Raw genomic sequence first — 24,770 nt, 5'->3', positions numbered from 1 at the left:
GAAGCTAGCCAAAACGCAACTGCCTCACGGAGCAGTATGCTCCTCAGGATCCGTATAACCAGCTAATGAATCCGGCTGGTGGTAGCATGCCTCCTCTCCCCGATCGTATCATGGTACCGTTGAGAACGAATCTCATCCGCGTCTGCCAAGGCTGATGCTGCGGATTGCCGTGCAACGGGCCAATGAAGTGAACTGGCCAGGAAAGGGGAGGCATGCTTGTGAAATTCAGAATGGGCATTATGTTTCTTATTGTATTGTGCGGGATGATTTCGATCGCCGCGTTCAATCCGATTATCGGGCCGCTGTCCCGCCATCTGGGGCTGAGCGAGCTTCAATCCGGATGTCTCGTCTCCATCACGGGCTTGACCTGGCTTCTCGGCGGGTACTTCTGGGAGAGGATGACCTTCATGGGCAGAAAAAAGATGCTCGCATCGATTATGGTCATCTATGTCGCGACGCTGGTCGTGTTCGCTCTGCTTGCGGATTACGCAGAGGCCCATTTTAACGGAACCGCCAGCGCAGGATTGTTCTGGACGCTATTGCTCCTGCGTACGGTCGCCGGCTTCTTCTTCGGCGGCATTCCGGCTATGGCGCAGGCTTATGTGATGGGCTGGACGACTCCGGAAACGCGCACGCGGGGCATGGCTCTGTTCGGGGCGGCCAACGGGCTGGGCTTCGTGCTTGGTCCCGCGATGAGCGGGGGCTTGGCGGCGATCGGCCTTACGGCCCCGATGTATGGCGCCGCCACGCTGTTATTCGTAACCGCGCTGCTCTTCATGGCAACCATCGCCGAGGAGCCGGTACGGAAGATGCGGAAGCAAGCCGCCCGTCCTGCTCTATCTCCGAATGACAGCCGTGTTCGGCTCTATTTGTGGGTAGGGCTTCTGCTCTCGTTCGCCTTGAACATTGTTCAGGTGACAATCGGGTTTTATGTACAGGACATATTAGGCTATGATGCCCAGGCCGCCACGCAGCTTATCGGTCTCGGCCTAGCCGTCTCGGGCGTCATGGTGGTCGCTTCGCAAATTTTCATCAGCAGATATTTGAAATGGCATCCGTCGCGGGTGCTGCGGGTCGGGCTGCTCTTCGTCGCGCTCGGTCTGCTGGGACTGCTGACGCTGCTGCGCTTCGCTTATCTCGATTTCGCGGTATTGGGCATCGGCATCGGCTTCACGCTGCTGGGGTACAGCGCCGGAGCTTCGATGGCCGTCCGGGATGAGGAGCAGCGTACGGTCGCTTCCTATATCGCGGCGCTTCAGGGCGGAGGCTCGTTCCTGGGTCCGGTTACCGGCACCGCATTATATACGGCTCATTTATCACTGCCGTATTCATTCTGCGTACTGCTCATCGCTATCTCGGCCATATTCGCCATGAGGAGAAAGGGAGCTCCGCAAGCGGAAGCGGGCATGACGAGCTAGAACTAGAACTAGAGCATGGAGCCGGATCGTCCGCCGTGTCTTGAAAATGTGTAAGAAATCCGTCGCGAATGTGCATTGCCAGCCGATATCCCATGAGCTAGAATGGATTCCGGCGGGTGAAAATGAGAATCATTATTAATAACGACAATTCTCAGTATCACCTTACGGGTACATACATCTTGCATGGGAGTGGTTGAGGAAATGTCCAGATCTTTTCGATTTACGGCCGCATGGACGGCGTTATTGCTCGTATTGATGTTCGGCTCGGCAGGCTGCGGCGCGCAGCAGGAGGCCGGCGGCGAGGCGCCGGGCCGTGTGGAACAGTCAGCACACCCGGCGGGAACCCAGGATAAGCCACAATCAGGGACGGAGAGTGAAGCCGGCGGCACGAGAACGGTCATGGATGAATTCGGCGAGGTGAAGATTCCCGCCCATCCGCAGCGGGTAGCGGGCATCTATGTAGAGGATTATATGGTAGCTCTCGGCGTGGAGCCAATCGTGCAATGGTATCATCCAAGCTGGGGGAAGCAGGAATATCTCGGGTTGGACGTGCCGTTATTCGACATCACGGGCAGCATCGAGGCGCTGCTGGAGACGAATCCCGATCTGATCATCGTGGACGGGGGCGCCGATGCCGCCAAATATGAGATGTATTCCAAAATCGCGCCGACCTACCGGCTGAAGGAAGACATCTTGGACGATCCTGCCAACGTCTTGACCGCAATCGCCGACTTGCTTGGTATTCCGGAAAAAGGCGAGAGCGCCGCCGCCCAGTACCAAGAAAAAATAACCGATGCCAAGGAGAAGTTGTCCCAGTCCACCAAAGGGGAGACGGTCGCCGTCCTCCGGCTGAATGTCGGGGACAAGACGATGGCTTTATTCGGCGTCAAGAACCGGTATACCGGCACTATTTACCGGGATATGGGGCTTACCCCGCACCCGTTTGCGCGAGAGATGACTGATTATCATGCGATCCTCTCCGAGGAGAAGCTGCCCGAGCTCGATGCGGATCATATCATTATCTTCCCTTCGAACGGCTCTTGGTCAGCAGAGGAGAACAAAGAAGCCGAGCAGCTGCTCGACAGTCCACTGTGGAAATCGCTGGCGGCCGTTCAGAAAGGACAGGTATACAAGGCGGAGCGAACCCATTGGCAATCCGGCGCGATAACGGCGAACATGAAGAAAATCGATGATCTTTTGCAATGGTTCGTGAAGTAGACGGGAAGGCGGTGCATCAATAATGGAAAGCGATTCAGCCCAGCGCTGATTGGCTTTCTTTTTCTATCTTGTCAGAACGGTTCAGGGGGATAGGGAATGAAGGGGAATTCAGCCGATCCATCGGCTCACCCAGCCTGGGTATATGTGATGAAGGACATTCGATATTGCATGGTTGCCGCGAATGGCTACAAAAAAGAAGAACAAAACGGTTCCTCTTCGCTGCTGGTCGTCACCAGAGGCAGCGGCAGAATCGACATGGCCGGGACGGGCTTCCGTCTCGAGAGGGGGAAATGCTACGGTATGCCTCCCGGAACGGTATCCGCCATCGTCTCTGGGGATGCCGGCTTATGCTGTTATCAATTGGCTTTCGATGCCCTGCGGGCGGACGGGGCCGATTCGGAGAACGTTCCGCCTGCGGCAGGCGAGCCGTTCCCTTGCCAAGGGGAGATATTATGCCATCCGTTCTCGCAATGTATCGAGCATGTGGAAGCTATTTATCGATGGCGTCATGACAGCGATGAGACGGCTGTCTTCGACAACCATATCCGGTTCCAGCAATTATTGAGGTTCCTCCTTGGACAAAATCAGGCCGCCACGGACGGGACAAGCCAGGCTGATGCGGTGCGCAAATCGATACTGCATATCGAGCAGCATTATACGGAGCGGCTGACCGTGGAGCAGCTGGCGGACCAGGCCGCTGTCGCCCGCTGGAAATATACAAGCTTATTCAAAAAGATGACGGGACTCACTCCGCTTGATTATGTGAATAAAATCCGAATCGATCGGGCGAAGCATCTGCTGGTGACGACGAATGATCGGTTGTATGAGATCGGACAGCATGTCGGCTTCAATAATGAATATTATTTCAGCCGCCGCTTCCGGCAGGAGGTCGGGGTCTCGCCTGGACATTACCGGCGCAGTCATCGTGAGCAGCCCCGCGTCTTCGCGCCGTTCCTCGAAGATTTCGTGGTGGCGCTGGGCATGACGCCTGTCATGCAGGGTACCCATCCCGGCTGGGGAATGCAGGACTATCTCGGGATAGACCATGTGCCTGTCTTCGATGTCGCGGAAGGCGATCTCGGCGCACTTTCCCGTTATCAACCCGACGTCATCCTGCTCGATGAAGGCTTCGGCCGCTGGCTTCCTGGCGCCCGGTTCGGGCGGCTGGCACCGGTGCATGCACTGGATCATCCTGGCGAAGACTGGCGGACGACGCTGCGCATGGCAGCCGTTCTGCTGGGGAAGACAGACAAGGTTGACGATATTATCGCGAAGTATGAGAGCAAGGCAGGGGAGGCGAAGAGCCGGCTGCAGCGCATCGTTCGGGACGGAACCGTCGCGTGTCTCAGAATCTCGGCTGCTGGCGTCAGCTTGTACGGGGGACCGGAGCTCGGGTATACGGGCCCGGTTCTGTACCGCGACCTCGGCTTGACGCCGCATCCTCTCGTGCGGCAGCTGGCGAACCGGACGCGTAAGGCTTCGCTGACGGCGGAATGGCTTGCGCAGCTCGATGCCGACCATCTGTTCATTACGTTCGACAAGCGCCATTCCGAAGCGCCCGGAGAGGAACGAGATATATTGGATTCATCTGTATGGAACAAGCTTCCGGCCGTGCGGAACCGGTGCGTGTATGAGGTCGATTTCTGGCCGTGGATGAATTACGGCATCATCGCGCACAACCGCAAAATCGACGACGTACTGAACGCATTGGCCTAGCCGGGCGACAGAGTTGATAGAGGGCTTCGATATGCCAGGCCGCCGCCGAGGGATTCCTCTCCGGCGGCCTGGCCGCGTTCGGTGGTGAGGCGAGGCTCATTCATTAGCAGTACCGTTGACGACAAGACGATTCCAGTCTATAGTACGTAGAGGACGATTTGGAAGGCGATGGATAGAACTGATCAATCTAACGTTGCCATGGTTGCTGCCATGTTGATGATATGCAGATCATGACTATATGTATTCTATGTATACGACGGCCTAACGCACTTATGGGCTGCGCGAGACGATGGAGTGAAGCGAATGATTGTATGGGTGAATGGGGCGTTCGGTTCCGGTAAGACAACGACAGCCTTTGAGCTGCACCGCAGAATACCGGGTTCTTTTGTGTATGATCCGGAAAATGCAGGATATTTCATTCGGAAAAATGTGCCTCATGAGATGATGCGGAGCGACTTTCAAGATTATCCGATGTGGCGGGAGTGCAATTACTCGATGCTCCGCCATTTGAACGCCGAGTATGATGGAACTATCATTGTGCCGATGACGATCGTGAATGCCGATTATTTCCGCGAGATCGTTGGGAGGCTTCGGGAAGATAGCGTAATCGTGCATCATTTTGCCTTATGCGCATCGAAGGAAGTGCTGCTGAAGCGGTTGAAGACCCGGGGCGAGGGAGGGCAGTCGTGGGCGGCCCAGCAGATAGACCGGTGCATTGACGGCTTGTCGCAGCCGGTGTTCCGGGACCATCTCGATACCGATTCGATGAGGGTGGAAGATGTCGTGACCCGCATCGCGTCCGAATGCGGGCTGCCGTTATTGCCGGATGGGAGAGGACCGCTTAAGAAATCATGGGATCGGCTCGCCACCAAAGTGAAGCATATCCGTTTTTTTGGCTAAAGGAGGTTGACAAGCAGTATGAAGCCTATTCGCAATTCTGCCAAGGCGGTTATTATCGATGAGCGCAACCGCATTCTGCTGACCCAGAACCGCGATCGCGACGGATTGTTTTATTTATTCCCGGGGGGCGGCCAGGAAATCGGTGAAAAGCTGGAAGAAGCCGTTATTCGCGAATGCATGGAAGAGATTGGATGCCGTGTTATCGTCAACGATATATGGTATATCCGCGAGTATATCGGGAAGAACCATGAGCACGCGGAATGGGATTATGATGTCCATCAGGTGGAATTTTATTTTGAATGCCGGCTCGACGGGGAGCTTGCGATGGAGGCCGCCACCAATCCGGACTCGGATCAGGTCGGCGTGGAGTGGATCGAGCTTGAGCGGCTCGACCGAATCCGCGTGTATCCTCAACGGCTGGTCAAGCCGCTGCAGCAAGGGCTGCGGGAGCGGCGCTACATGGGCGATACGAATTGAGTGCAACTGGTTAACATGCTGCCGCACAAGCAAAGCACCTTCTCTCAACGGTAAAGAGGAGGTGCTTTTTTCATTTCCAATTGAGGGATAAGGCTGGGCGTCCCGGGGAATTTTACTATGGGAGCATGAATCATGTCAGTTCTGAACATGGAGGTATCTGCATCTTGACGTTCGATAGTGAAAAGCTGCAAATGAAATTCTATGAGAGCGGAGACGGGGCGGCGAAGCTGCTTCCGGTCTCCTTTGATGAGTGGGAGAGCAAGGCGAAAAGCCTGTTGGCCGCCGCACCGTTCGGCTACGTGTATGGAGCGGCCGGAGCGGGAGACACGAACCGCAGCAATGTGGAGGCCTTCCAGAAATACCGCATCAGACCGAGGGTGTGCTGCGATATTACGGAACGGGACATGTCCATCTCGTTGTTCGGCGACAAGCTCCCGTTCCCGGTGCTGTTCGCTCCGATCGGGGTAAATACGATTCTGCATCCGGAGGGAGAGCTCGCTCCTGCCCGCGCGGCAGCGAAGCTGGGCATTCCCTATATACTCAGCAACGTGTCGAGCATTCCGATGGAGGCCGTCGCGGAAGCGATGGGGAACCGTGTCCGCTGGTTCCAGCTCTATCCTCCCCAAAATCATGAGCTTACCCAGAGCTTCCTTCAGCGTGCCGAAGCGGCCGGATACTCGGCGATCGTCGTAACGGTGGACTCCACGCTGCTCGGATGGCGGGAGACGGATCTGCGCAATGCGTATCTGCCATTTTTGTCAGGCCAAGGAATGGGCAATTATTTTACGGATCCCGTATTCTGCTCGATGCTGAAGGAACCGCCGGACCAAAATAAGGAAGAGGCTGTCAAGCTCGCATTGGATGAAGGCAATAACACGTGCTTTACCTGGAAGGAGTTGGACTTCATTCGCAACCATACGCGTTTGCCTGTTCTGATCAAAGGCATTACGCATCCGGATGATGCTGTCATGGCCGTAGAGCATGGTGTCGATGGCATTGTCGTCTCGAATCATGGAGGACGGCAGTTGGATGGTGCGGTCGCGACGTTGGATTCGCTGCCTTCGATCTGTGAAGCGGTTCAAGGCAAGGTTCCGGTATTGATGGATAGCGGCATCCGCAGAGGAGCCGACATCCTGAAGGCTATAGCCCTGGGAGCGGATGCCGTTATGATCGGCCGACCCTATGCGTATGCCTTGGCTGTCGCGGGGGAGACCGGTGTGCAGGAGGTGATGGAGCGTCTTATCGCCGAGACCGAGCTGCAGTTGGCAATATCGGGGCGGAGCTCGATTCAGGATGTAGATGCTTCTCTTGTCATCAAAGTGAAATAAACGCATTTGCTTGAAAATACAATTGCAAGGTGTATAGACGGGAGGAACGTATGAAATTACATTTCACCGTGGAAGCATTGATTGTCTTGTTAACCGGGTTCATTCTGCTTCGAATTCTCGGAAAAAAAACAGTGGGGGAGATGACGGGGCTTGAAATCATAACGCTGTTGGCGATGGCTTCCATGATTGGTCATGCCGTGAAAGGAGACGGGTTGGTGAAAACCATCATCACGTTGTGCGTCTACGTCTCTCTGCTGCTGGTCGTACAGTATCTCGCGCTCCGGTTCAATTGGGTGGAAAAATGGTTCATGGGGAGAGCGACTCTGATCATTAAAGATGGACAGGTCATCACGGAGAATTTGAAGAAGCTGCGCTTAACGGTCGATCAACTGGAGGCCAAGCTGAGAGCGACGGGCATCGCTTCCATCAGTGACGTCAAGTGCGCAACCCTTGAAATCTCGGGACATATGGGGTATGAATTAATGCGGCATGCCAAGCCGGTCACGATCGGCGAGATGGAAAAGATGCTTGCTCAGCTCGAAGGAAAGCCCCGGAAGCAGAAGCCGAAGCCAAAGGCGAATCTGTTCACCGAAGTTGTGGAACAGGAGCATCGTGAGCCGATCCGGCCCGAATTGGATTAAAAAGCTGCGCACTCCGGCGATTGGCACCGCCAGGCCAACACTGTCAGGCTGACACACGCAAGGCCCATGGTGCCAGGCTGATACGCACAAGGCCCATGGTGCCGGCGGTCGGGCTGTGATAAAATGAAACCGATTACAGCTATTTTCATATCTTTTAAGAAAAAGGCGGGACCGGATGAATAATGAGATCGGACGGCAACCGGATCAACGAACGTCACGGAGGAAGAGGCTGGTGTCGCTTCTTCTTGTGCTGCCCGCCAGCCTAGTAATCTATGATTATGTTCGCTATCTCTGCGGCGGTCCGATAGAACCGATCGAGATGGCGACGATGGTGATCCGCTTGTCCATTGCCAAATTGGTTATTCTGATTCTGCTGCACATCCGGGGGTCATGATCACGCTGCCGCGCAAGGCGCATCACAAGAAAGGAAAATTCGAAAATGCCATACGACATTGAACAGAAATTGGTCATCGCGACGGCGTCAAGCGCGCTGTTCGATCTGGCGGAGGCCGATCAAGTATTTCAGGAGAAGGGGGAGGAAGCATACCGGCAGTATCAGCGGGCCCATGAGTATGACATTTTGAGGACGGGCGTTGCTTTTCCGCTAATCAAGAGATTGCTGCAGTTGAACGGAAGCTCGGCCGACGATCAGCCGGTCGAAGTCGTGCTGCTGTCGCGCAACGATCCGGATACGGGGCTGCGGGTGTTCAAGTCTATCGAGCATTATGGGCTGAATATTAGCCGGGCCGTGTTCGTCGCCGGCAGCAATCCGTTCCCGTATATGGAAGCGTTCAATGCATCGCTGTTCCTGTCCGGGAACCCGAAGGACGTTACGGAAGCGGTCGAGCGCGGCTGTCCTGCTGGCTGCATCTACCCGACGGATTATATCGATGATGACGAAGATGAGGAGCTTCGGATTGCGTTCGACTTCGACGGCATTATCGCGGATGATTCTGCCGAGACCGTATTCCAGGAAGGCGGGGAATTGAAGCTGTTCCATGATCATGAGCGCACGTTGGCGGATGAGCCGCTCCCGCCGGGACCGCTGCTCCGCTTCTTCACGGACATCGCGAATCTGCAGAAGCGGGAAATCGAACGGAATGAGCGGGATGCGAGCTATAAGCCGAAGATCAGGGTCGCGATTGCGACGGCTCGGAACGCGCCTGCCCATGAACGCGTCATTACGACCTTGCGCAAGCTGGACATTCGCGTGGATGAAGCGTTCTTCCTCGGGGGAATCGAGAAGGGCCGGGTGCTGCGTATCTTCAAGCCGCATATTTTCTTCGACGATCAGATGGGACATATCGAAGGCGTGGCCCGCATCGTGCCGTCGGTGCACGTGCCGTTTGGCGTTACAAATGGGCGAAGCGGCTAAGCACGGCGCACCGTATGATGAGGAATACGGACACCTCATTGACTGGTAAAAGAGTGAGTGACGATCGCGAAGGCCGACAATATGCTCGCGATATTATGGCTCCTGACTTCCCGGCGGAGCTGTCCGAATGCGGAGTTCTCCGGATCGAATCCGTTTTCGAGCGGCCAGCCGGCGTTTCCGCATGCCAATATTTGTTGGAGCAGCTCCTTCCATCCTCCGAGCCGCAAGGGCATCTTCGCTACATCTTGAAGGCAGCCCGCAGGCCATCGATGATCTGTGCGCACATTGGCTGCTCGGCCATGCGCTTGTCGAGCGCGGCGCTGGCTATGCGTATTGCAAGGTTGACGAACTGACGGTCTATACTCAGACGACCTATCTTCTCCTGTCGTATGGCAGCCGGTGCGGATTGTGGAGCCCGCCGGGCTGAAGGAGCAGTTGATGGAGTTGGCCTCGGATGTAGTGGAATACTATCGAAGGGATAAGCAACACTAGCCGCCGATGCCAGTGCTTTTGTTCTATAATACAGATAGGTATCGACGAAAAAGGGAGGATTGTCGATGGTAGGTTCCCTATGCAGAGAAGCGATATTGGCGAATACGGGCCAAGCCTGGGAAGAGTGGATTCAGCAGCTGGATCGGGAAGTGGATCCGGTCTGGTCCCATGAACGCATTGTCCGGTATATTGCCGGCGAATATGACGTATCGCCGGAATGGAGCGATATGCTCGCCCTGCTGTACGGACAGAAGCTGGGCCGTGTCTCTGTCGGCCAGACGGCTTCGGCAGGCGTTCAGATTGGAGTGCGGCGGACGATGCCAATCTCGAAGGAGAAGGTGTGGACTTTCCTGCTGTCATCCGAAGGGCTGTCCTGCTGGCTCGGATCGCTGCCGTCTTTGCCCCTGCAGGTACGGCATGAATATGTGACAGAGGAAGGCACCCGCGGACAGATTCGCTCCGTCATTCCGGAGCAGAAGCTGCGCTTGACCTGGCAGCCGCAGGGATGGGATCGTCCGTCCACGTTGCAGCTCTACGTTCTATCGAAGAGCCCCGACAAGACGACCGTCTCCGTGCATCAGGAGAAGCTGGATGATATTTATATGCGGGAAGTGATGAGACGGCACTGGGAAGCGGCGTTGGACCGTATACAATCCCGTCTTATCGGATGAGTAGGGGGGGACATCGCCTGAACTTGAGAGGAGGGCAGGCCGGGCCGGGGGAGAGGTCCGCATCTTGTCCGGCGAGGCAGCGTAGCGGCCATAAGCCAAGCGGGTCCCGGGGCGGCATCTTCACCAGGAGGGAATCCGAATTACGCCCGTGCTGCCTCCTGCATGCTATACATGATGCCTCGCTGCATACGATAGTGGAAGCAGAGGATACGATTCTGATAATCGATGCATCACGACTAGCGAGCCAGCGGTATGAGCAATTTCGGGCTTGCTAGTGATGCCGGGGAGGGATGGGGACATGGAAGGAGACGCGATGCGGTGCGGGCGTTAATCATGGAGGATGACCGGCTGTTGTGCATCAAGAAGGACCGGCCGGAAGTGGGCGTCTACTATGCGCTGCCGGGCGGAGCCCATGAGCCGAACGAGACGCTGGAGGAGACGCTGCGGCGTGAATGCGAGGAAGAGCTGGGTACGTCAGTGGCAGACCTTGGGCTGCTCTGTGTACGGGAGTATGTATCGGCGAACCACGAATATTCCCATATAGAGAAGGCGGTCCACGGGGTCGGATTCATCTACGCCTGCAGGCTTCAGCGGCAAGGGGCCGCTCCCGGCGGCGGGCATGCCGACGAAGGGCAGATCGGGAGCGAATGGCTGCCGGTCCGCGATGTCATCGCAACGGTGGAGCATAGCTATTTCTCGGAGCGGGCGCGGAAATATGTATTCCCGCAGGCCTTCGGCTGTTAAGAAAGTCCAAGGGGTTTTGTGGCACTTCATTTTTTATGTGGTGGATCTCGTCTCTCCGTAGAAAAAATCGATTTAAAACGCTATGGGTGCCGAGTTGTGAGCAGGAAAATGGACAATCTCCACTCCTTCGTAAAAAACAGTGGTTTTCCAACGGCCTGAAAACTGCACCATTTCGCTAGACACGTCTGTCCGGTAGGCGAAATCCGCAAAACTGCACGATTTCTCCAGACACGCCTATTCGCTAAGCGAAATCCGCATAACTGCACGATTTCTACGACTATTCGGTATGCGAAATCCTGCACCAATACAGCAATTCGATATGGACGACTTTACCAGAAAGGGAATCCTGCAAAACTGCAGGAATTTCACCCGTTTCGCTTCGACTTTAAGCAAAAGGGCCTAAAATGATGTAGATTTGCAGCAATTCCTCGGGATGTGGACTCATTGAGCCGAAATTCCTGTAAAATAGCAGCAATTCCATCGACACGTTCAAGCCCAGGAGGCAACGATGCCTCCAGAAGGCAATGATGCCTCCTTTCCCCCTGAAGGAAATGATGCTTCCTAGAGGCAATGATGCCCCCTTTCCCCCTGAAGGAAATGATGCTTCCTAAAGGCGATGATGCCCCCAGGATCCGACGCGTCTCTTGGATCCCGTAAAATCAGGCCGTTGAGAAGCCTATGGTAATTTTCGCCACTGCATTTTTTATATAGTGGATCTCGTCTCTCCGTAGAAAAATTCTGAGTGCCAAGTTTTGATTGTGTAAATGGACATCTCCACTCCTCCGTAAAAAACAGGGATTTTCCAACGGCCTGAGGCCCTGCAAGATTTTTTGGGCGAATATTTCGCGGATGACCCGCTTGAGCCAGGGACCAGCACTGTTTATGGAAAGCGACTGACAACGGGAACAGAACGGGGTGTCCCATAAGTAGTATTTAGCTATAGTGAGACAGTCCCCCTGATTCTCAACGCTCGACTTGCCGAAAAACTGCAAAACTGCAGTTTTGCAGAAATTTCATGAACTGTCGGATCTAAATAGCGTAAATTCCTGCATTAACGTTGGATTCACTACCTCAGCCGCCGTCTTCCCGTCTCTATATTTCCGGTTGTCCCATCTTGCCCCGCATCGTTGTGCACTGCCTAGGGGACAGCCTCATGCTGCCTTGTCACTTCACCGGACCGCCGCACAGAACGCAGTTCTCCAAGTCGCCATTCAGCAGCGCTCCGCATTGCGGGCAGTTGACAACGATCGCAGGATCGTCCCGCCTACTGCGCGAAGCGGGGATGATCTCGGTTGGCTCCAGCGGCATCGCTTGACCGCAATGGTTGCAGAATCTGGATTCCTGGGTGATGACGGCGCCGCAGGCGCATATTTTCTCGCCCTTGGCCTTGCGGAGCTGCTTCTCCAGTGCGGCAATCTCTCCTTCCAGCCGCTGGATGGCTTGTGAGAGACTCTCGATGTGATGCATCTGCTCCGCCAGCTCCTGATTGATATACGCCTCATGCACCAGCTCGCCGAGCAGGGTGTACTGCGCTGTTTTATCTTTCTTTTTCCCCGCAATCTGCGCGCTGATACGCGTAACCTCCACGGTCTGCTGCGCTTTATCCTTCACTTGATTGAGACCAAGCTTCATTTTATCCATAAAACTCAACGCCACTACCTCCAGTCGGTTATCGTCCTGTTCTTTCTCGCTGACCTGATCAATCGGCTGTCCTGCCCGAATGAGGCTATTCGGAACAAGTCCGCATGACATGAAATGAAACAATCGTGCCGCTTCTATAATATAATGCGTAATCCGCTTTGTTGCTTAGGCTGCAGACGAACAAACCTCCGTCCTGCCGAGTGGCGGAACGGAGGTTGTCTCTTTGTCTTGCCTAACTTGTCAACTCTCGTTATACGGCTGCTTCTTGCGTGTTCTTGTTCTTGTCTTTTCTCGTGAACAGACGCTTGAGCCAGTTCGAGAAATCATCCAAGTACGTGTACATGACCGGCACCAGCAGCAGGGTGAAGATGGTCGAGCTGGAGAGGCCGAAGATGACGACGATGGCAAGCGGCGCTTGCATCTCCGCGCCTTCTCCGATGCCGAGCGCGAGTGGAATCAAGCCGAGCACCGTCGTTAATGTCGTCATGAAAATCGGACGCAGCCGGCTCGGGGCTCCCTGCATAATCGCCTCATGCCGTTCCAGCCCGGATCTGCGCTGGATGTTGATATAGTCAACGAGAATAATCGCGTTGTTCACGACGATCCCTGCAAGCATAATGATCCCGATTAAGGCCGTCACGCTGATCGGCGTCCCGGTAATGAACAGACCGAAGTTGACTCCGATGAACATGGTCGGCATCGAGAACATAATAATGAACGGATACAGCAGCGACTCGAACTGCACCGCCATGACGACGTAGACGAGGAAAATCGAGAAGACGAGCGCGATTGCCAGATCGATGAATGATTTTATCATTTCTTCTGTCTCTCCGCCCATCGAGTAGGTGTACCCATCCGGGAAGTTCATATTCTGCAGCGCCTGCATAATCTCGACCGAGACGCTGCCCAGGTCTCTTCCGGCCACATCGGCCGTGACGTTGATCTGCCGCTGCTGATTCTCCCGCTGAATCATGACCGGTCCCTGCAGCTGCTGGAACTGGGCGACGGCGGACAGCGGTACCAGTTGGCCCGTCTGCGATTGAATCGTCAGCGCATTCAAGGCGGAGATGCTGTCCCGTTCCGCTTCCGGCAGGATGACGCGCACATCATATTCGTTGCCGCCTTCGCGGTACTGCGTCGCGAGCTGCCCGTTCATCGCCAGCGAGATCTCGTTCATAATCTGCTGATAGGATAAGCCGTAGGTGGCGGCCAGACTGCGGTCGATCGAAATGTTCAGTTCCGCATTGCCCTCGGACGCCGAAGAATCCGCATTGTAGACCCCTTGGATATCGGAAATGAGCCAGACGACCTGAGAAGCGACCTCTTCCAGCACATCCTGCTCTTGTCCGTTCAGCTTGATCTGGATCGGCGAGCCCGCACCGAAGCCGGATTCCATGGCTGATACGGTAATTTCCGCTCCGGGGATTTCGCTTACCGCATCCGTCAAATCCTGCATCACCGCCTTCGTCGTCATATCGCGTTCGGTCGCCCGGATGAGCTGGATCGTGAAGGTGGCCGAATTGGCGCCTCCGCCGAACGGGCCGCCTCCGCCAATCGATTCCGAAGCGGTATCGATGATGCTCTCATATGGCTTCAATAGGGCCGCAACATCGTCGGCCACCTTCTTCGTCTCTTCCAGATTCGTGCCGCTTGGCGTCTGAACGCTGATCTGAATCTGTCCCTGGTCGCCGCCCGGCATGAATTCCATGCCGATGAACAAAGCGAGGAAGAAGCTGCCTACGAGCAGGAGTATCGTAGTGAACACCGTCGTCTTGCGGTGTCCCAGCGCCCATCGCAGGATGCGCTTGTAGCCGGAGACGAACGATCCGAAGAAGCGGAGATACCAGCCCTTCTTCTCGGATTGCACGATCTTCTTCTGCGAGACGATCTTGGAGGACAGCGTCGGAATCAGCGTAATCGCCACGACGAGCGAAGCGATCAGCGAGAAGCAGACCGTCAAGGCAAGCGGGCGGAAAATATCCGCTGTGATACCCTGAACGAATACGATCGGCAGAAATACGACCAATGTCGTCGTCGTTGAGGCGATAACGGCCGAGGCCAGCTCGGAGGCGCCCTTAACGGCGGCTTCCTTCATGGACATGCCTTTCTGCCGGTAGGTGAAGATGTTCTCCAGGATGACGATCGAGTTATCGACCATCATGCCGATGCCAAGGGCGAGTCCGCCCATGGAGATAATGTTCAGCGTCTGCCCGGTAAAATACATCAGCGTAAACGTCGAGATGATCGCGATCGGCATCGACAACGCGATAACGAACGTGGAGCGGATGCTGCGCAAGAACAAAATCAGGATGAAGACGGCCAACAAGCCGCCGCTCATCATATTGCTGACGACGCTGTCGATCGACTGCCTGATAAATATCGATGTATCGGATACCTTCTTCAGCTCGATGCCTTGCGGCAGATTCTGTTGAAGCCGGCTGACCGCCTTGTCGACATTGTCCGCGACGGCGACGGTATTGGCGTCCGATTGGCGCTGCACCGACAGGACGAGCGCCGGAGCTCCGTCCACCAGCGTCAGCGAGCTCTGCTTCTTGAAGGTATCGTTAATATCGGCGATATCGCTGACTCGAATTTGTCCGCCGCCAGGCAGATGAATCAAGGTCCGGCCGATATCTTTGACGGATGTAAACTCGCCTTTGACCCGGATTTGCAGATCCTGCACGCCCTTCGGCACCGAGCCGGCAACGGCTGATTTGTTCTCCGTGTTGATTGCCTGGACGACCTGCGACGCCCCGATGCCGTAGCGCGCGAGATTCGCCCGGTTCAGCTCGACGAGAATCTCCCGGGTCTTGCCGCCGGAAACCGCTACCGACGCAACGCCGTTCTCCCGCTCCAGGAACGGGATGATGTTCGTGTCTGCAATATCCTGCAGCTTCTCCGGCGAAGCGCCCGTCAAGCCCAGCGTAATAATAGGCATCTGATTCGGGTCGAACCGGAGCACGGACGGATCATTGGCATCCTCGGGAAGCATTCTTTTGATCTGGTCGACCTTCTCCCTGACATCGATCAGGGCATTGTCCATATTTGTACCGGTCTTGAATTGCAGCATGACGAGCGAGGAGTTCGCCTGCGATTGCGAAGACACGGTGTCAATTCCCTGGATTGTGCTTAACGAAGCTTCGATCGGCCTCGATATAAGCTTCTCGATCTCATCCGGCGCCGCACCTTGATACGAGGTCGCGACGACGGCGATCGGAAGATCGATATTGGGAAACAGGTCGATCGCGAGGTTGCGCAGACTGACCATCCCGAGCGCGAGGATCGCGAGCACGACCATCATGACGCCGATAGGGCGCTTAACGGAGACGTCAATAATTTTCACGTTAGCGCGCCCCCTCGATGATTTTCACTTTATTGCCGTCGGACAAGGTCATTTGTCCCTTGATGACGATTTGATCCTTCGCCTGGAGATTGCCTTTCACCGCCGTCATTTTGGATTGGGCTTCCAGGACTTCGACGGCTTCTTCCACGGCTCGTCCATTTTTGACGATAAACACATGCGACTCGCCGTTCTTCTCCACGATCGCTTCGGTAGGAACGAGGAGAGCATCCTTCTGCACTTCCTGGTCGACGATGAACTTGGCTGTCATGCCGGGCTTGATCTCGCCCTTCGCATTGTCGGCCTGCGTCTCCAAGGCGTAGAATCCGCCTTCATTGGCGACGGGGGACAGATACGTGATCCGGGCGGTAAAGCTCTTGCCCACATCCGGCACTTCGACCTTCGTCTCCTTCCGGTTCTGCAGCAAGAGCATCTGATTCGCGCTGACATTGGCCGAGAACTTCACCGGATTGGTGGATACGATCGTGAACAGCGGGGAGGTCGAGGTAACGAATTCTCCCGCTTCTGCCGCAACCCGAATGACCTGTCCGCTCATCGGGGCCTTCAAGGTTGCATCGGCCAGCCGGCTGCTTGCCTGCTTGACGCGCAGCTGAGCCTGCTCAATGCCGCGCTTCGCTTGATCCAGCTCGAGATCGGACGCTTGGGCGTTATGTAGTGTCTTGTACTGATCCTGTGCCTGCTCCAGATTGAACTGCTCAAGCTTAAGCTGGACTTCGAGGTCATCCGCGTCGATGGTCCCGAGCGTCGCCCCTTTGGAGACCATATCGCCCTTTTTGACATTCAAGCGGACCAGCTCTCCATTCAGCTTCGGCATGATATCGACAGATCTGCTTGGATTGGCTGTGCCGATAATTTCATTTTGTTGGCTTAGAGATCCTTTCTCTACTTCGGCGACCTGAACAGGGGTTTCCTTCTCCTGCTCCGCCCCTTGCGCGGGCTCTTCGGCCGGAGGACCGCTGCATCCTGCCAGCGCTGTCCCGAGCATTGCTGCGACGAGGCAGCTTACAAGCCATCGGTTTCTCACGTTTTCTCCAACTCCCTTTTGATAACGATGTGTCAATGAACTACCTAATAATACGTGTGGATTAGATCACAGTTTCATTTTGATAGTATGAAAATGAACCGGGGGTCACTTTGACTATTATATGATTTCTTACATGTATTTGCATCAGACCTAGGAGATAATCATGTTGTGTTCATGCTAGATGGCGAAAGTGAGGATCTCGGGTGTGCAAAAGTGGTTCGAAGAAGCGAAGCCCGGTATTTTTATCCATTATCGCATATATGCCGTAAGCGGCATGGATCCGCAAGGCTGTGTTGCGTTGTCTGCGATGGCAGGCCGTGGCATTGCTGGATGCCGCGAAAATCGATAAAATAGGAATGAATGAATCTAGCAGAAGAGGAGCAGGGTGCGAGGGAATGCGCATGTCTTCGGAGAGCGGGCATGCCGCAGACGCTCTATTCGGCTCCTCTGTTGAAGTCATGAACAAGATGGAGGCTATACATACGTTGGAACGGTACCCCTTTGATTATAACCCCGCTCGCCCTTATATTCCACAGGTTAGTGATTGGGTGGCGGACGTTTTTTATGAAGTATTGCCGGAGGCCGGCTTTGAAGTGCGGGATGAGCAGATATATATGGCCTTCCAGTTGGAGCGCGCCTATGCCGAGAAGCAGGCCATCTTCGCCGAGGCCGGGGTAGGGACGGGCAAGACGATGGCTTACTTGCTGTATGCCATCTGTTATGCCCGCTATATGCGGAAGCCGGCGGTTATCGCATGCGCGGATGAGTCGCTTATCGAGCAACTGGTGAAGCCGGAAGGCGATATCGCGAAGCTGTCCGCGCATCTGAAGCTGGACATCGATGCCAGACTCAGCAAATCGCCGGATCAATACTTGTGTCTGGTGAAGCTGGATCAGGCCCGCTCCTTGTGGGAGGACGATGACGCGCCGCTGTATGACGCCATCTATGAAGGTCTGCCGCGCTTTGTCCGCCGCCCGGAGTCTCAGCAAGCGTTCCATGCGTACGGCGGCCGGACGGAATATCCGGAACTGAACGATGCCCGGTGGCAGCGGATCAACTGGGATACGTTCCAGGATTGCTTCGTGTGCGAGAAGCGGCACCGCTGCGGACAGACGCTGTCCCGGGATCAGTACCGCAAGGCTGCCGATCTGATCATTTGTTCGCATGATTATTACATGGAGCATCTGTGGACGGCAGAGAGCCGGAAGCGGGAAGGGCAATTGCCGCTGCTGCCGGACCATTGCGCGGTCGTCTTCGACGAAGGCCATCTGCTGGAGTCTGCCGCGTTGAAGGCGGTCAGCTACAAGCTCAAGCATGACGTATTCGAGGAGCTGCTGCTTCGCCTGTTGAATGGAGAGGTGCGGGAGAACCTCGCGCAGCTTATTGAACGGGCGATTGAGCAGAGCGGATATCTGTTCCGCTCGCTGGCTGACCGCAGTCAGGCTATCGCCGGCTCCGACCGCAGCCGGATAATGCTGGATGAACCGCTGCTGCAGGAGCTGCGCCTCTTCCGAGGGATTATTGATGACATCGAGGAAGCGCTCGTCTATGAGAGCGAGCTCTACACGCTGAACGCGTATGAACTGCGCATCGTCGAAGAGCATCTCGAGATGATTCAGAAGGCACTCGTCCTATTCGATCGGGCGGACAAGCCGATATGCTGGACGACCGAGCGCGGAGACGGTCTCGTCTTCTCGATTATGCCGAAGACGATCAAGGAGATATTAGCGGAGCGGCTCTTCAAGACACGGATGCCGATCGTCTTCTCTTCGGCGACGCTGTCGGTGGACGGCTCCTTCAAGTATGTGGCGGACAGTCTCGGGATGGGGGACTATTTGTCCTTCTCCGTCCCGTCTTCCTATGATTATGCGAATGTCATGCAGGCGGTGGCGCCGCTTCCTTATGGTCAGGACAGCTTCGCGGTGAAGACGAGGATGGCGCTCGCTATTCTGGAGCAGACAACTGGCGGTGCGCTGATGCTGTTCCGCACGCGGGAGGAGCTGCAGCTTTTCAAGCGGGAAATGGAGGCTTCCGGCTATCCCGCTGAATCCCGCACGCGCTTCCTGTATGAAGGGGATCAGGAGATCTGCCGCCTCATCTCCGCCTTCCAGGCGGACACGGACAGCGTGCTCTGCGCCGTCAGCCTGTGGGAGGGGCTGGACGTGCCGGGAGAGGCGCTGACCAAGTTGATCATCTGGTCGCTGCCTTACCCGCCGGACGATCCCGTGTTCCTGGCGAAGCGCGAAGCCGCGGCGGATCCGTTCGCAGAGATCGACATGCCTTACATGCTGCTGCGTCTCCGCCAAGGCATCGGACGGCTGATCCGGACGTCGTCTGATTATGGACGGGTCGCTATTCTGGACGGAGACGTTTACCGTTCTGAAGCGATCCGGGCCCAGATCCAAGCGGCATTCCCGGCGGGGGTTGCTTTGCAGGAGAAGCTATAGTCAGTCGATTGTACAGAATACGAATGAAATGAAGGGCGAAGGCTCTTTTTCCCAGATAGGGAGAAAGAGCTTTTTTATTTTAATTCTTTTTGCAGAGCGCTCATAGAACATACGGTTAGACCGATGATCTTGGAATAAACTGATACGGAATCTTTATTTTTGCGGTGGATTTATTGATAATAAGCTCACATGCCTGTTCACCGACTTTGGATAATTGATGATCAATAGAAGTAATGCCTAAGCCAACGCTAATAGGTTGATTTTCTTGTCCGATTATCGCTACATCATCAGGAATCTGAAGGTCAATTGACTTGGCGTACAGGTGAACTCCGCCAGCGACTTCATCTCCGTTTGCAAAAATAGCTGTAGGTCTCTGGGGCAAATGTAATAATTGCTTGGCGGCGCTGAACCCATCTTCAAGACAAAAACAATTGGATATATGAAATTCAGGTGGAAGCTTTCCAAATACCTCCTTATATGCAGCTATCACTTGCTGAGTGCTGACGCTCTCGATTCCCCTTGCCGATGTAAAAGCAACATGTTTATGCCCTTTATTTTTCAAGAGCTGAAAAGCCTCGACATAAGAAGAATATCTGTCAAAGTAAGAACAGCCGATTGCAGGGTGGGGCGTAAATTCACAGGCTGCGATTGCGCCGTATTCCGTGTACGGAAGGATGGAATCCCAGCCATTTGCCCTCGAAGCGATAATAATGCCGTCCAGCAGCTTGTTTTTTAATTTGGAGAGGTATTCGATTTCCTTTGTTTTGCTGTACTGGGATGGGAGCACGGTAACGGTATAATCCTTCTCGATCGCCTTTTTAAGCACTCCATTCAGGATTTGATCAAAGCATTGGCTATTGTTATAGGGAATGATGAGACCGATGATCTTTGTTTCGCCACGGATTAGGTCGATGGCGTTTTTGTTCGGGGTATAATTCAGTTCATCAATAATGGTCAGTATCTTGTCCCGTTTGTCATCCGAAACATATTTATGGTTGTTCAGTACTCTTGAGACGGTTGCAACCGACACACCAGCCATTTTGGCTATATCATAAATGTTCGCCATATGATTCTACTCCTGTTGAAATGATTGTCAGATTAGACTTCTATAACGTCTGATCAGAGTTGATTAGGTGATTCTTAATGATATCATATTTTGTGAAAAGGATTTCAAGTCAATGAATAGGAGGTATATCTTCGGTGTTTCAGGCGAGTCCTTTCACAAAAAATTAAAATTTTATGCTCTTGAATTATTGAAATTATTGGTATAATATACAAAGGAATGAACATTCATTCCGAGAGAAAGGTGAGTTTAGTGGCGACGACGAAGAGAGAAGACATTTTGCAGGCAGCACTGCATTTGTTTACGGAACGCGGCTTCGATGCGACAACGGTACCGATGATAGCCGAGAGTGCCAACGTGGGAGCCGGCACCATTTATCGGTATTTCGAGAACAAAGAGGTCCTTCTGAATTCATTGTTTCAAGAATGGACGGAGCGATTTTTCCAGACGGTAACCCATGGTTTCCCCGAATCCGGTACTGTGCGGCAGCAATTTCATCACATTTTTATGCAGACGATCCACTTTGCCAAAGGAAACAGAGAAGCGTTTTCGTTCATTGATTCGCACTTGAATCCTCGATTGCTGGATGAAAAAAGCCTGAAAACATTCGAAGTGGGCATGGATTTTATTCGTCACTTCTTAGTCCAAGGACAGCAGCAAGGAATCATCTCCCCCTTGTCGCCCAATGCCTTGATTTCCATTTTCTATGGCGCTCTCGTCAAGCTATTCGAAACGATCAGAGCGGAGGTATTGGAGGAAACGGACGAGCTTCTTGCCGGCGTGGAGGAATGTTGTTGGAATGCGATACGGGTCCATTGACCCGGTCGCTTTTCATACCGCACACGGAATGAATATTCATTCCGCGATGCCATTAACAATGAGGAGGCGTAGTAGGATGACGATTGCGATTCCACAGCCCAGAACGTACGGGCCGCTAGGCAATCTGCCCCAGCTTGACACGGAAATGCCTATTCAGTCGTTCATGAAGCTGGCGGAAGAGTATGGTGAATTTTTTCGATTGAAGCTGCCGTTTGGACATTTGCACATTGTGTCCGGCTATGAATTGGTGAAGGACCTGACCGATCCGTCCCGTTTTGACAAAATTGTTGAGAAAACCGTGCTGGAAAAGGTGCGCGCCCTCTTGGGGGACGGATTGTTCACTTCGGAAACCGAGGATCCGAATTGGCGGAAGGCTCACAATATTTTGCTCCCGAGCTTCAGCCGGACGGCGATGCGCGGCTATTTCGACAAGATGCTCGAGATCGCGATCCAACTGGTGCAGAAGTGGTCGCGCCTCAACCCGGATGAAAGCGTGGACGTGCCGGAAGATATGACGCGGCTGGCGCTGGACACGATTGGATTATGCGGCTTCAATTATCGGTTTAACAGCTTTTACCGTGAGCAATCGCATCCATTCGTCGCCAGCATGGTGCGGGCCCTCAGTGAAACGATGAGCCAAGCGCAGCGCCTCGGCATTCAGGATATGCTGATGGTGAAGTCAAGACGCCAGCTCCAGCAGGATCTCGAATTCATGTTCTCCTTGGTAGACAAAATTATTGCCGAACGGAAGGCCCATGGTCAGCAGGAAGAGGATGACTTGCTGGCCCATATGCTCAAGGGCCAAGATACGGAGACGGGAGAGGCGCTGGATGACACGAACATTCGCTATCAGATTATTACGTTCTTGATCGCCGGTCATGAGACGACGAGCGGTTTATTATCCTTTGCGCTGTACTATCTGTTGAATAATCCCGAGAAGCTGCAAAGAGGATATGATGAGGTAGACCGCGTGTTAACGGATCCGGTCCCCACTTACGCTCAAGTGAAGAACTTGAAATACGTCCGCATGATTCTTGATGAAGCCTTGCGTCTATGGCCGACGGCTCCGGGCTTCTCTTTGCAGGCGAAGAAGGATACGATGCTGGCTGGAAAATATGCGGTGAACCAAGGTGACCGGATGGTCGTGCTGATTCCCCAATTGCATCGGGACGTGTCCGCATGGGGCGAGGATGCGGAGATGTTCCGCCCGGAACGGTTCGAGGACCCGAGCCGGGTGCCGCATGATGCATACAAGCCGTTCGGAATCGGGCAGCGGGCCTGTATCGGCCAGCAATTCGCGCTGCAGGAGGCGACGCTGGTGCTGGGACTCCTGCTCAAACATTTCGAGTTCATCGATCATACCCGTTACGAACTGAAGGTGAAGGAGACGCTGACGGTGAAGCCCGATGGCTTCACGATCCGAATTCGCCCCCGGAGCAGACAAACCGGCTTTATGTTCGGAGTCGGCGGGGGAGGGGCGGCTGCGCCAAAGAAAAATGCCGTCGAACGGGAAGCCTTGGCTCCGGCGGAGCGCCATGATACCCCGCTGCTCGTGCTGTACGGCTCCGATCTGGGCACGGCTGAGGGGATTGCCCGCGAACTGGCGGATACGGCGCGTTACCAGGGCTTCCAGAGCAAGGTAGCGGCGCTGAACGATTATGCAGGGAAGCTGCCTGCGGAGGGCGTGATATATATCGTTACGTCGTCCTATAACGGCATGCCGCCCAATAATGCACGCGGCTTTGTCCAGTGGCTTCGGGAAGTTAACCCTGGAGATTTGGAAGGAGTTCGCTATTGTGTCTTCGGCTGCGGTGATCGCAACTGGGCCAGCACATTTCAGAGCGTTCCGACATGGATTGACGGGCAGATGGCGGCTACAGGGGCGAAGCGGCTTGTACCGCTGGGCGGGGGCGATGTTGGCGGCGATTTCGAGACCGAGGTGGAGAACTGGCGCGATCAGCTGTGGCCTGAGGTCATGAGCACGTTAGGTCTAAGCTTCAAAGCGATGGAGCATCAAGCAAGCCCGGATCTGTCCTTGGAAGTGGTCCGCGGCATGATCGAGGCGCCGCTTGCCGAATCGTACGATGCTCATTATGCCAAGGTCGTTGACAACCGCGAGCTTCAAAAAGCAGGAGGCGGACGCAGCACGCGCCATATTGAAATTGCACTTCCGGAGGGGAGCGCGTATCAAGAGGGGGATCATCTGGGTGTGTTCCCTCGAAATCGCAAGGAACTCGTGGAACGTGTCTTGAACCGCTTCGAATTGGATGGCAACGATTATGTTATTCTGAAAACGTCCGGACTGCGCGTGGCGCATCTGCCGCTGGATCGCCCCGTCAAGCTGTTCGATCTTGTCGGCCGCAGCGTGGAATTGCAGGAGCCGGCGACACGGGCGCAGATTCGGGAGCTTGCCGCACGGACCGCATGCCCGCCCCATAAGCGGGAGCTGGAAGTATTGCTGGAGGATGAGGCATACAAGGCCAATATTTTGCAGCAGCGGATATCGATGCTTGATTTGTTGGAAAAATATGCAGCCTGTGAAATGCCGTTCGAACGGTTTTTGGAGCTTCTGCCTCCGCTGAAAGCGAGATACTATTCGATGTCCAGTTCTCCGCGCGTGCAGCCGCAGCAGGCCAGCATTACGGTTAGCGTCGTGCAAGGTCCGGCCTGGAGCGGCCAAGGCGAGTACCGCGGCGTCGCATCCAATTATCTTGCCGGACTGCAGGCGGGAGAGTCGGTCATGATGTTCGTCCGCACCCCGGAGTCGGGCTTCCGGCTCCCGGAAGATCCGCGAACTCCAATCGTTATGGTCGGACCGGGGGTAGGCATCGCGCCGTTCCGCGGGTTCCTTCAGGCTCGACGCGCGCTCAAGCGGCAAGGTGCCCAGCTCGGGGCGGCACATCTCTATTTCGGCTGCCGCGACGCAGCGGATCATATCTATCTTGAAGAGATGGAGCAGTTCCAGCAAGAGGGGGTTGTTACGGTGCACACCGCATTTTCGCGGCTTCCGGGGCAGCCGAAAACGTATGTCCAGCATCTGATGCAGGAGCGGGACATGGAGATCATCGGCATGCTGGATCGGGGAGGACAATTCTATGTGTGCGGCGATGGAAGCAGGATGGCTCCGGATGTAGAGGCCGCCTTGCGGAAATGTTATCACACGGTTCACGGCGTTAGCGAAGCGGAGGCGAAAGCATGGCTCGAGCGGCTTGAGGCGGAAGGGCGTTACGTCAAAGACGTGTGGGCCAGCGGAAAGGCTTGAGCGGCGGAATGTATGTGAATGAGGCGTAAATGCAAAGATACGAAGGGTGATAGCTTCCATATAAAGGGCCTTAGTCCGACACGCAAGCGGATTAAGGCTTTTTGCTTATTGTTCAGGTGGAGAAAAGGTGAGGCGGATCTATTTCTTCAAATTTTCCGATAGCAATTAGATAA

Annotated in this window: 19 protein-coding genes; 15 read left to right on the top strand and 4 right to left on the bottom strand. The window is 54.8% G+C overall.

All coding sequences use genetic code 11. The annotated features are described in order from the left end of the window. The first annotated feature begins 212 nt into the window (after positions 1–212). The 12 genes from FLT43_RS04105 (at position 213) to FLT43_RS04050 (ending at position 10,980) form a co-directional block, all read left to right on the top strand. Positions 213–1,418, top strand: coding sequence for an MFS transporter (locus FLT43_RS04105; RefSeq protein ID WP_087441705.1), 1,206 nt, complete (start codon positions 213–215; stop codon positions 1,416–1,418). A gap of 201 nt (positions 1,419–1,619) precedes the next feature. After that, entirely contained in the window at positions 1,620–2,636 is a 1,017-nt protein-coding gene (locus FLT43_RS04100; RefSeq protein ID WP_087441704.1) for an ABC transporter substrate-binding protein, read from the top strand. A 96-nt stretch (positions 2,637–2,732) separates the two neighbouring features. Then, a complete protein-coding gene (locus tag FLT43_RS04095; protein WP_087441703.1) occupies positions 2,733–4,352 on the top strand; it encodes an AraC family transcriptional regulator in 1,620 nt (539 codons plus the stop codon). A 303-nt stretch (positions 4,353–4,655) separates the two neighbouring features. Next, on the top strand, positions 4,656–5,252 hold the full coding sequence (locus FLT43_RS04090; RefSeq protein WP_087441702.1) for an AAA family ATPase: 597 nt from the start codon (positions 4,656–4,658) through the stop codon (positions 5,250–5,252). 18 nt (positions 5,253–5,270) lie between these two features. After that, a complete protein-coding gene (locus tag FLT43_RS04085) occupies positions 5,271–5,729 on the top strand; it encodes an NUDIX domain-containing protein (RefSeq protein WP_087441701.1) in 459 nt (152 codons plus the stop codon). 164 nt (positions 5,730–5,893) lie between these two features. Then, positions 5,894–7,057, top strand: coding sequence for an alpha-hydroxy-acid oxidizing protein (locus FLT43_RS04080; RefSeq protein WP_087441700.1), 1,164 nt, complete (start codon positions 5,894–5,896; stop codon positions 7,055–7,057). Between the two features lie 50 nt (positions 7,058–7,107). Continuing rightward, positions 7,108–7,698, top strand: coding sequence for a DUF421 domain-containing protein (locus tag FLT43_RS04075; RefSeq protein ID WP_087441699.1), 591 nt, complete (start codon positions 7,108–7,110; stop codon positions 7,696–7,698). Positions 7,699–7,873: 175 nt separating this feature from the next. Further along, positions 7,874–8,092 (top strand): hypothetical protein, encoded by a 219-nt coding sequence (locus FLT43_RS04070; protein ID WP_127510891.1) that lies wholly within the window; start codon positions 7,874–7,876, stop codon positions 8,090–8,092. A gap of 45 nt (positions 8,093–8,137) precedes the next feature. Further along, complete coding sequence (locus FLT43_RS04065; RefSeq protein ID WP_087441698.1) at positions 8,138–9,073, top strand: 5'-nucleotidase; 936 nt, start codon at positions 8,138–8,140, stop codon at positions 9,071–9,073. Between the two features lie 181 nt (positions 9,074–9,254). After that, entirely contained in the window at positions 9,255–9,500 is a 246-nt protein-coding gene (locus FLT43_RS04060) for a hypothetical protein (RefSeq protein ID WP_127510890.1), read from the top strand. A gap of 130 nt (positions 9,501–9,630) precedes the next feature. After that, positions 9,631–10,236: an SRPBCC family protein gene (locus FLT43_RS04055; RefSeq protein WP_087441696.1), complete on the top strand. Its 606-nt coding sequence runs from the start codon at positions 9,631–9,633 to the stop codon at positions 10,234–10,236. Between the two features lie 318 nt (positions 10,237–10,554). After that, complete coding sequence (locus tag FLT43_RS04050; RefSeq protein WP_164776177.1) at positions 10,555–10,980, top strand: NUDIX domain-containing protein; 426 nt, start codon at positions 10,555–10,557, stop codon at positions 10,978–10,980. A 1,164-nt stretch (positions 10,981–12,144) separates the two neighbouring features. Here the strand turns inward: FLT43_RS04050 and FLT43_RS04045 are convergent. From FLT43_RS04045 to FLT43_RS04035, 3 genes are all read right to left on the bottom strand, one after another. After that, positions 12,145–12,621, bottom strand: a complete 477-nt coding sequence (locus tag FLT43_RS04045) for a zinc ribbon domain-containing protein (protein ID WP_087441976.1) — start codon at positions 12,619–12,621, stop codon at positions 12,145–12,147. A gap of 250 nt (positions 12,622–12,871) precedes the next feature. Continuing rightward, positions 12,872–15,964: an efflux RND transporter permease subunit gene (locus FLT43_RS04040; RefSeq protein WP_087441693.1), complete on the bottom strand. Its 3,093-nt coding sequence runs from the start codon at positions 15,962–15,964 to the stop codon at positions 12,872–12,874. Between the two features lies 1 nt (position 15,965). Continuing rightward, the gene (locus FLT43_RS04035; RefSeq protein WP_087441692.1) at positions 15,966–17,006 is read right to left on the bottom strand and encodes an efflux RND transporter periplasmic adaptor subunit; all 1,041 of its coding nucleotides are present in this window, start codon (positions 17,004–17,006) and stop codon (positions 15,966–15,968) included. Between the two features lie 485 nt (positions 17,007–17,491). On the opposite strand from FLT43_RS04035, the gene FLT43_RS04030 reads away from it, so the two are divergent. Next, complete coding sequence (locus FLT43_RS04030; RefSeq protein ID WP_087441975.1) at positions 17,492–19,453, top strand: ATP-dependent DNA helicase; 1,962 nt, start codon at positions 17,492–17,494, stop codon at positions 19,451–19,453. 115 nt (positions 19,454–19,568) lie between these two features. Here FLT43_RS04030 and FLT43_RS04025 read toward each other — a convergent pair whose 3' ends face one another. Further along, positions 19,569–20,519 (bottom strand): LacI family DNA-binding transcriptional regulator, encoded by a 951-nt coding sequence (locus FLT43_RS04025; RefSeq protein WP_087441691.1) that lies wholly within the window; start codon positions 20,517–20,519, stop codon positions 19,569–19,571. A 249-nt stretch (positions 20,520–20,768) separates the two neighbouring features. Between FLT43_RS04025 and FLT43_RS04020 the strand changes: the two genes are divergently transcribed. After that, the gene (locus FLT43_RS04020) at positions 20,769–21,335 is read left to right on the top strand and encodes a TetR/AcrR family transcriptional regulator (RefSeq protein ID WP_087441690.1); all 567 of its coding nucleotides are present in this window, start codon (positions 20,769–20,771) and stop codon (positions 21,333–21,335) included. Positions 21,336–21,411: 76 nt separating this feature from the next. Continuing rightward, positions 21,412–24,597 (top strand): bifunctional cytochrome P450/NADPH--P450 reductase, encoded by a 3,186-nt coding sequence (locus FLT43_RS04015; protein ID WP_087441689.1) that lies wholly within the window; start codon positions 21,412–21,414, stop codon positions 24,595–24,597. Positions 24,598–24,770: the final 173 nt, after the last annotated feature.

Origin of the sequence: Paenibacillus thiaminolyticus, from assembly GCF_007066085.1 — a bacterium.
GTDB classification, from domain to species: Bacteria; Bacillota; Bacilli; order Paenibacillales; family Paenibacillaceae; genus Paenibacillus_B; species Paenibacillus_B thiaminolyticus.
Note: the sequence above shows the minus strand (reverse complement) of the source record. Positions and strands in the feature narration are given on the sequence as shown.

Coding starts and splice junctions, on each gene's coding strand:
- FLT43_RS04060 (WP_127510890.1), top strand. CDS start 9,255: ATGCCAATATTTGTTGGAGCAGCTCCTTCCATCCTCCGAGCCGCAAGG.
- FLT43_RS04045 (WP_087441976.1), bottom strand. CDS start 12,621: ATGGATAAAATGAAGCTTGGTCTCAATCAAGTGAAGGATAAAGCGCAG.
- FLT43_RS04070 (WP_127510891.1), top strand. CDS start 7,874: ATGAATAATGAGATCGGACGGCAACCGGATCAACGAACGTCACGGAGG.
- FLT43_RS04105 (WP_087441705.1), top strand. CDS start 213: ATGCTTGTGAAATTCAGAATGGGCATTATGTTTCTTATTGTATTGTGC.
- FLT43_RS04095 (WP_087441703.1), top strand. CDS start 2,733: ATGAAGGGGAATTCAGCCGATCCATCGGCTCACCCAGCCTGGGTATAT.
- FLT43_RS04100 (WP_087441704.1), top strand. CDS start 1,620: ATGTCCAGATCTTTTCGATTTACGGCCGCATGGACGGCGTTATTGCTC.
- FLT43_RS04055 (WP_087441696.1), top strand. CDS start 9,631: ATGGTAGGTTCCCTATGCAGAGAAGCGATATTGGCGAATACGGGCCAA.
- FLT43_RS04075 (WP_087441699.1), top strand. CDS start 7,108: ATGAAATTACATTTCACCGTGGAAGCATTGATTGTCTTGTTAACCGGG.
- FLT43_RS04065 (WP_087441698.1), top strand. CDS start 8,138: ATGCCATACGACATTGAACAGAAATTGGTCATCGCGACGGCGTCAAGC.
- FLT43_RS04085 (WP_087441701.1), top strand. CDS start 5,271: ATGAAGCCTATTCGCAATTCTGCCAAGGCGGTTATTATCGATGAGCGC.
- FLT43_RS04090 (WP_087441702.1), top strand. CDS start 4,656: ATGATTGTATGGGTGAATGGGGCGTTCGGTTCCGGTAAGACAACGACA.
- FLT43_RS04015 (WP_087441689.1), top strand. CDS start 21,412: ATGACGATTGCGATTCCACAGCCCAGAACGTACGGGCCGCTAGGCAAT.
- FLT43_RS04025 (WP_087441691.1), bottom strand. CDS start 20,519: ATGGCGAACATTTATGATATAGCCAAAATGGCTGGTGTGTCGGTTGCA.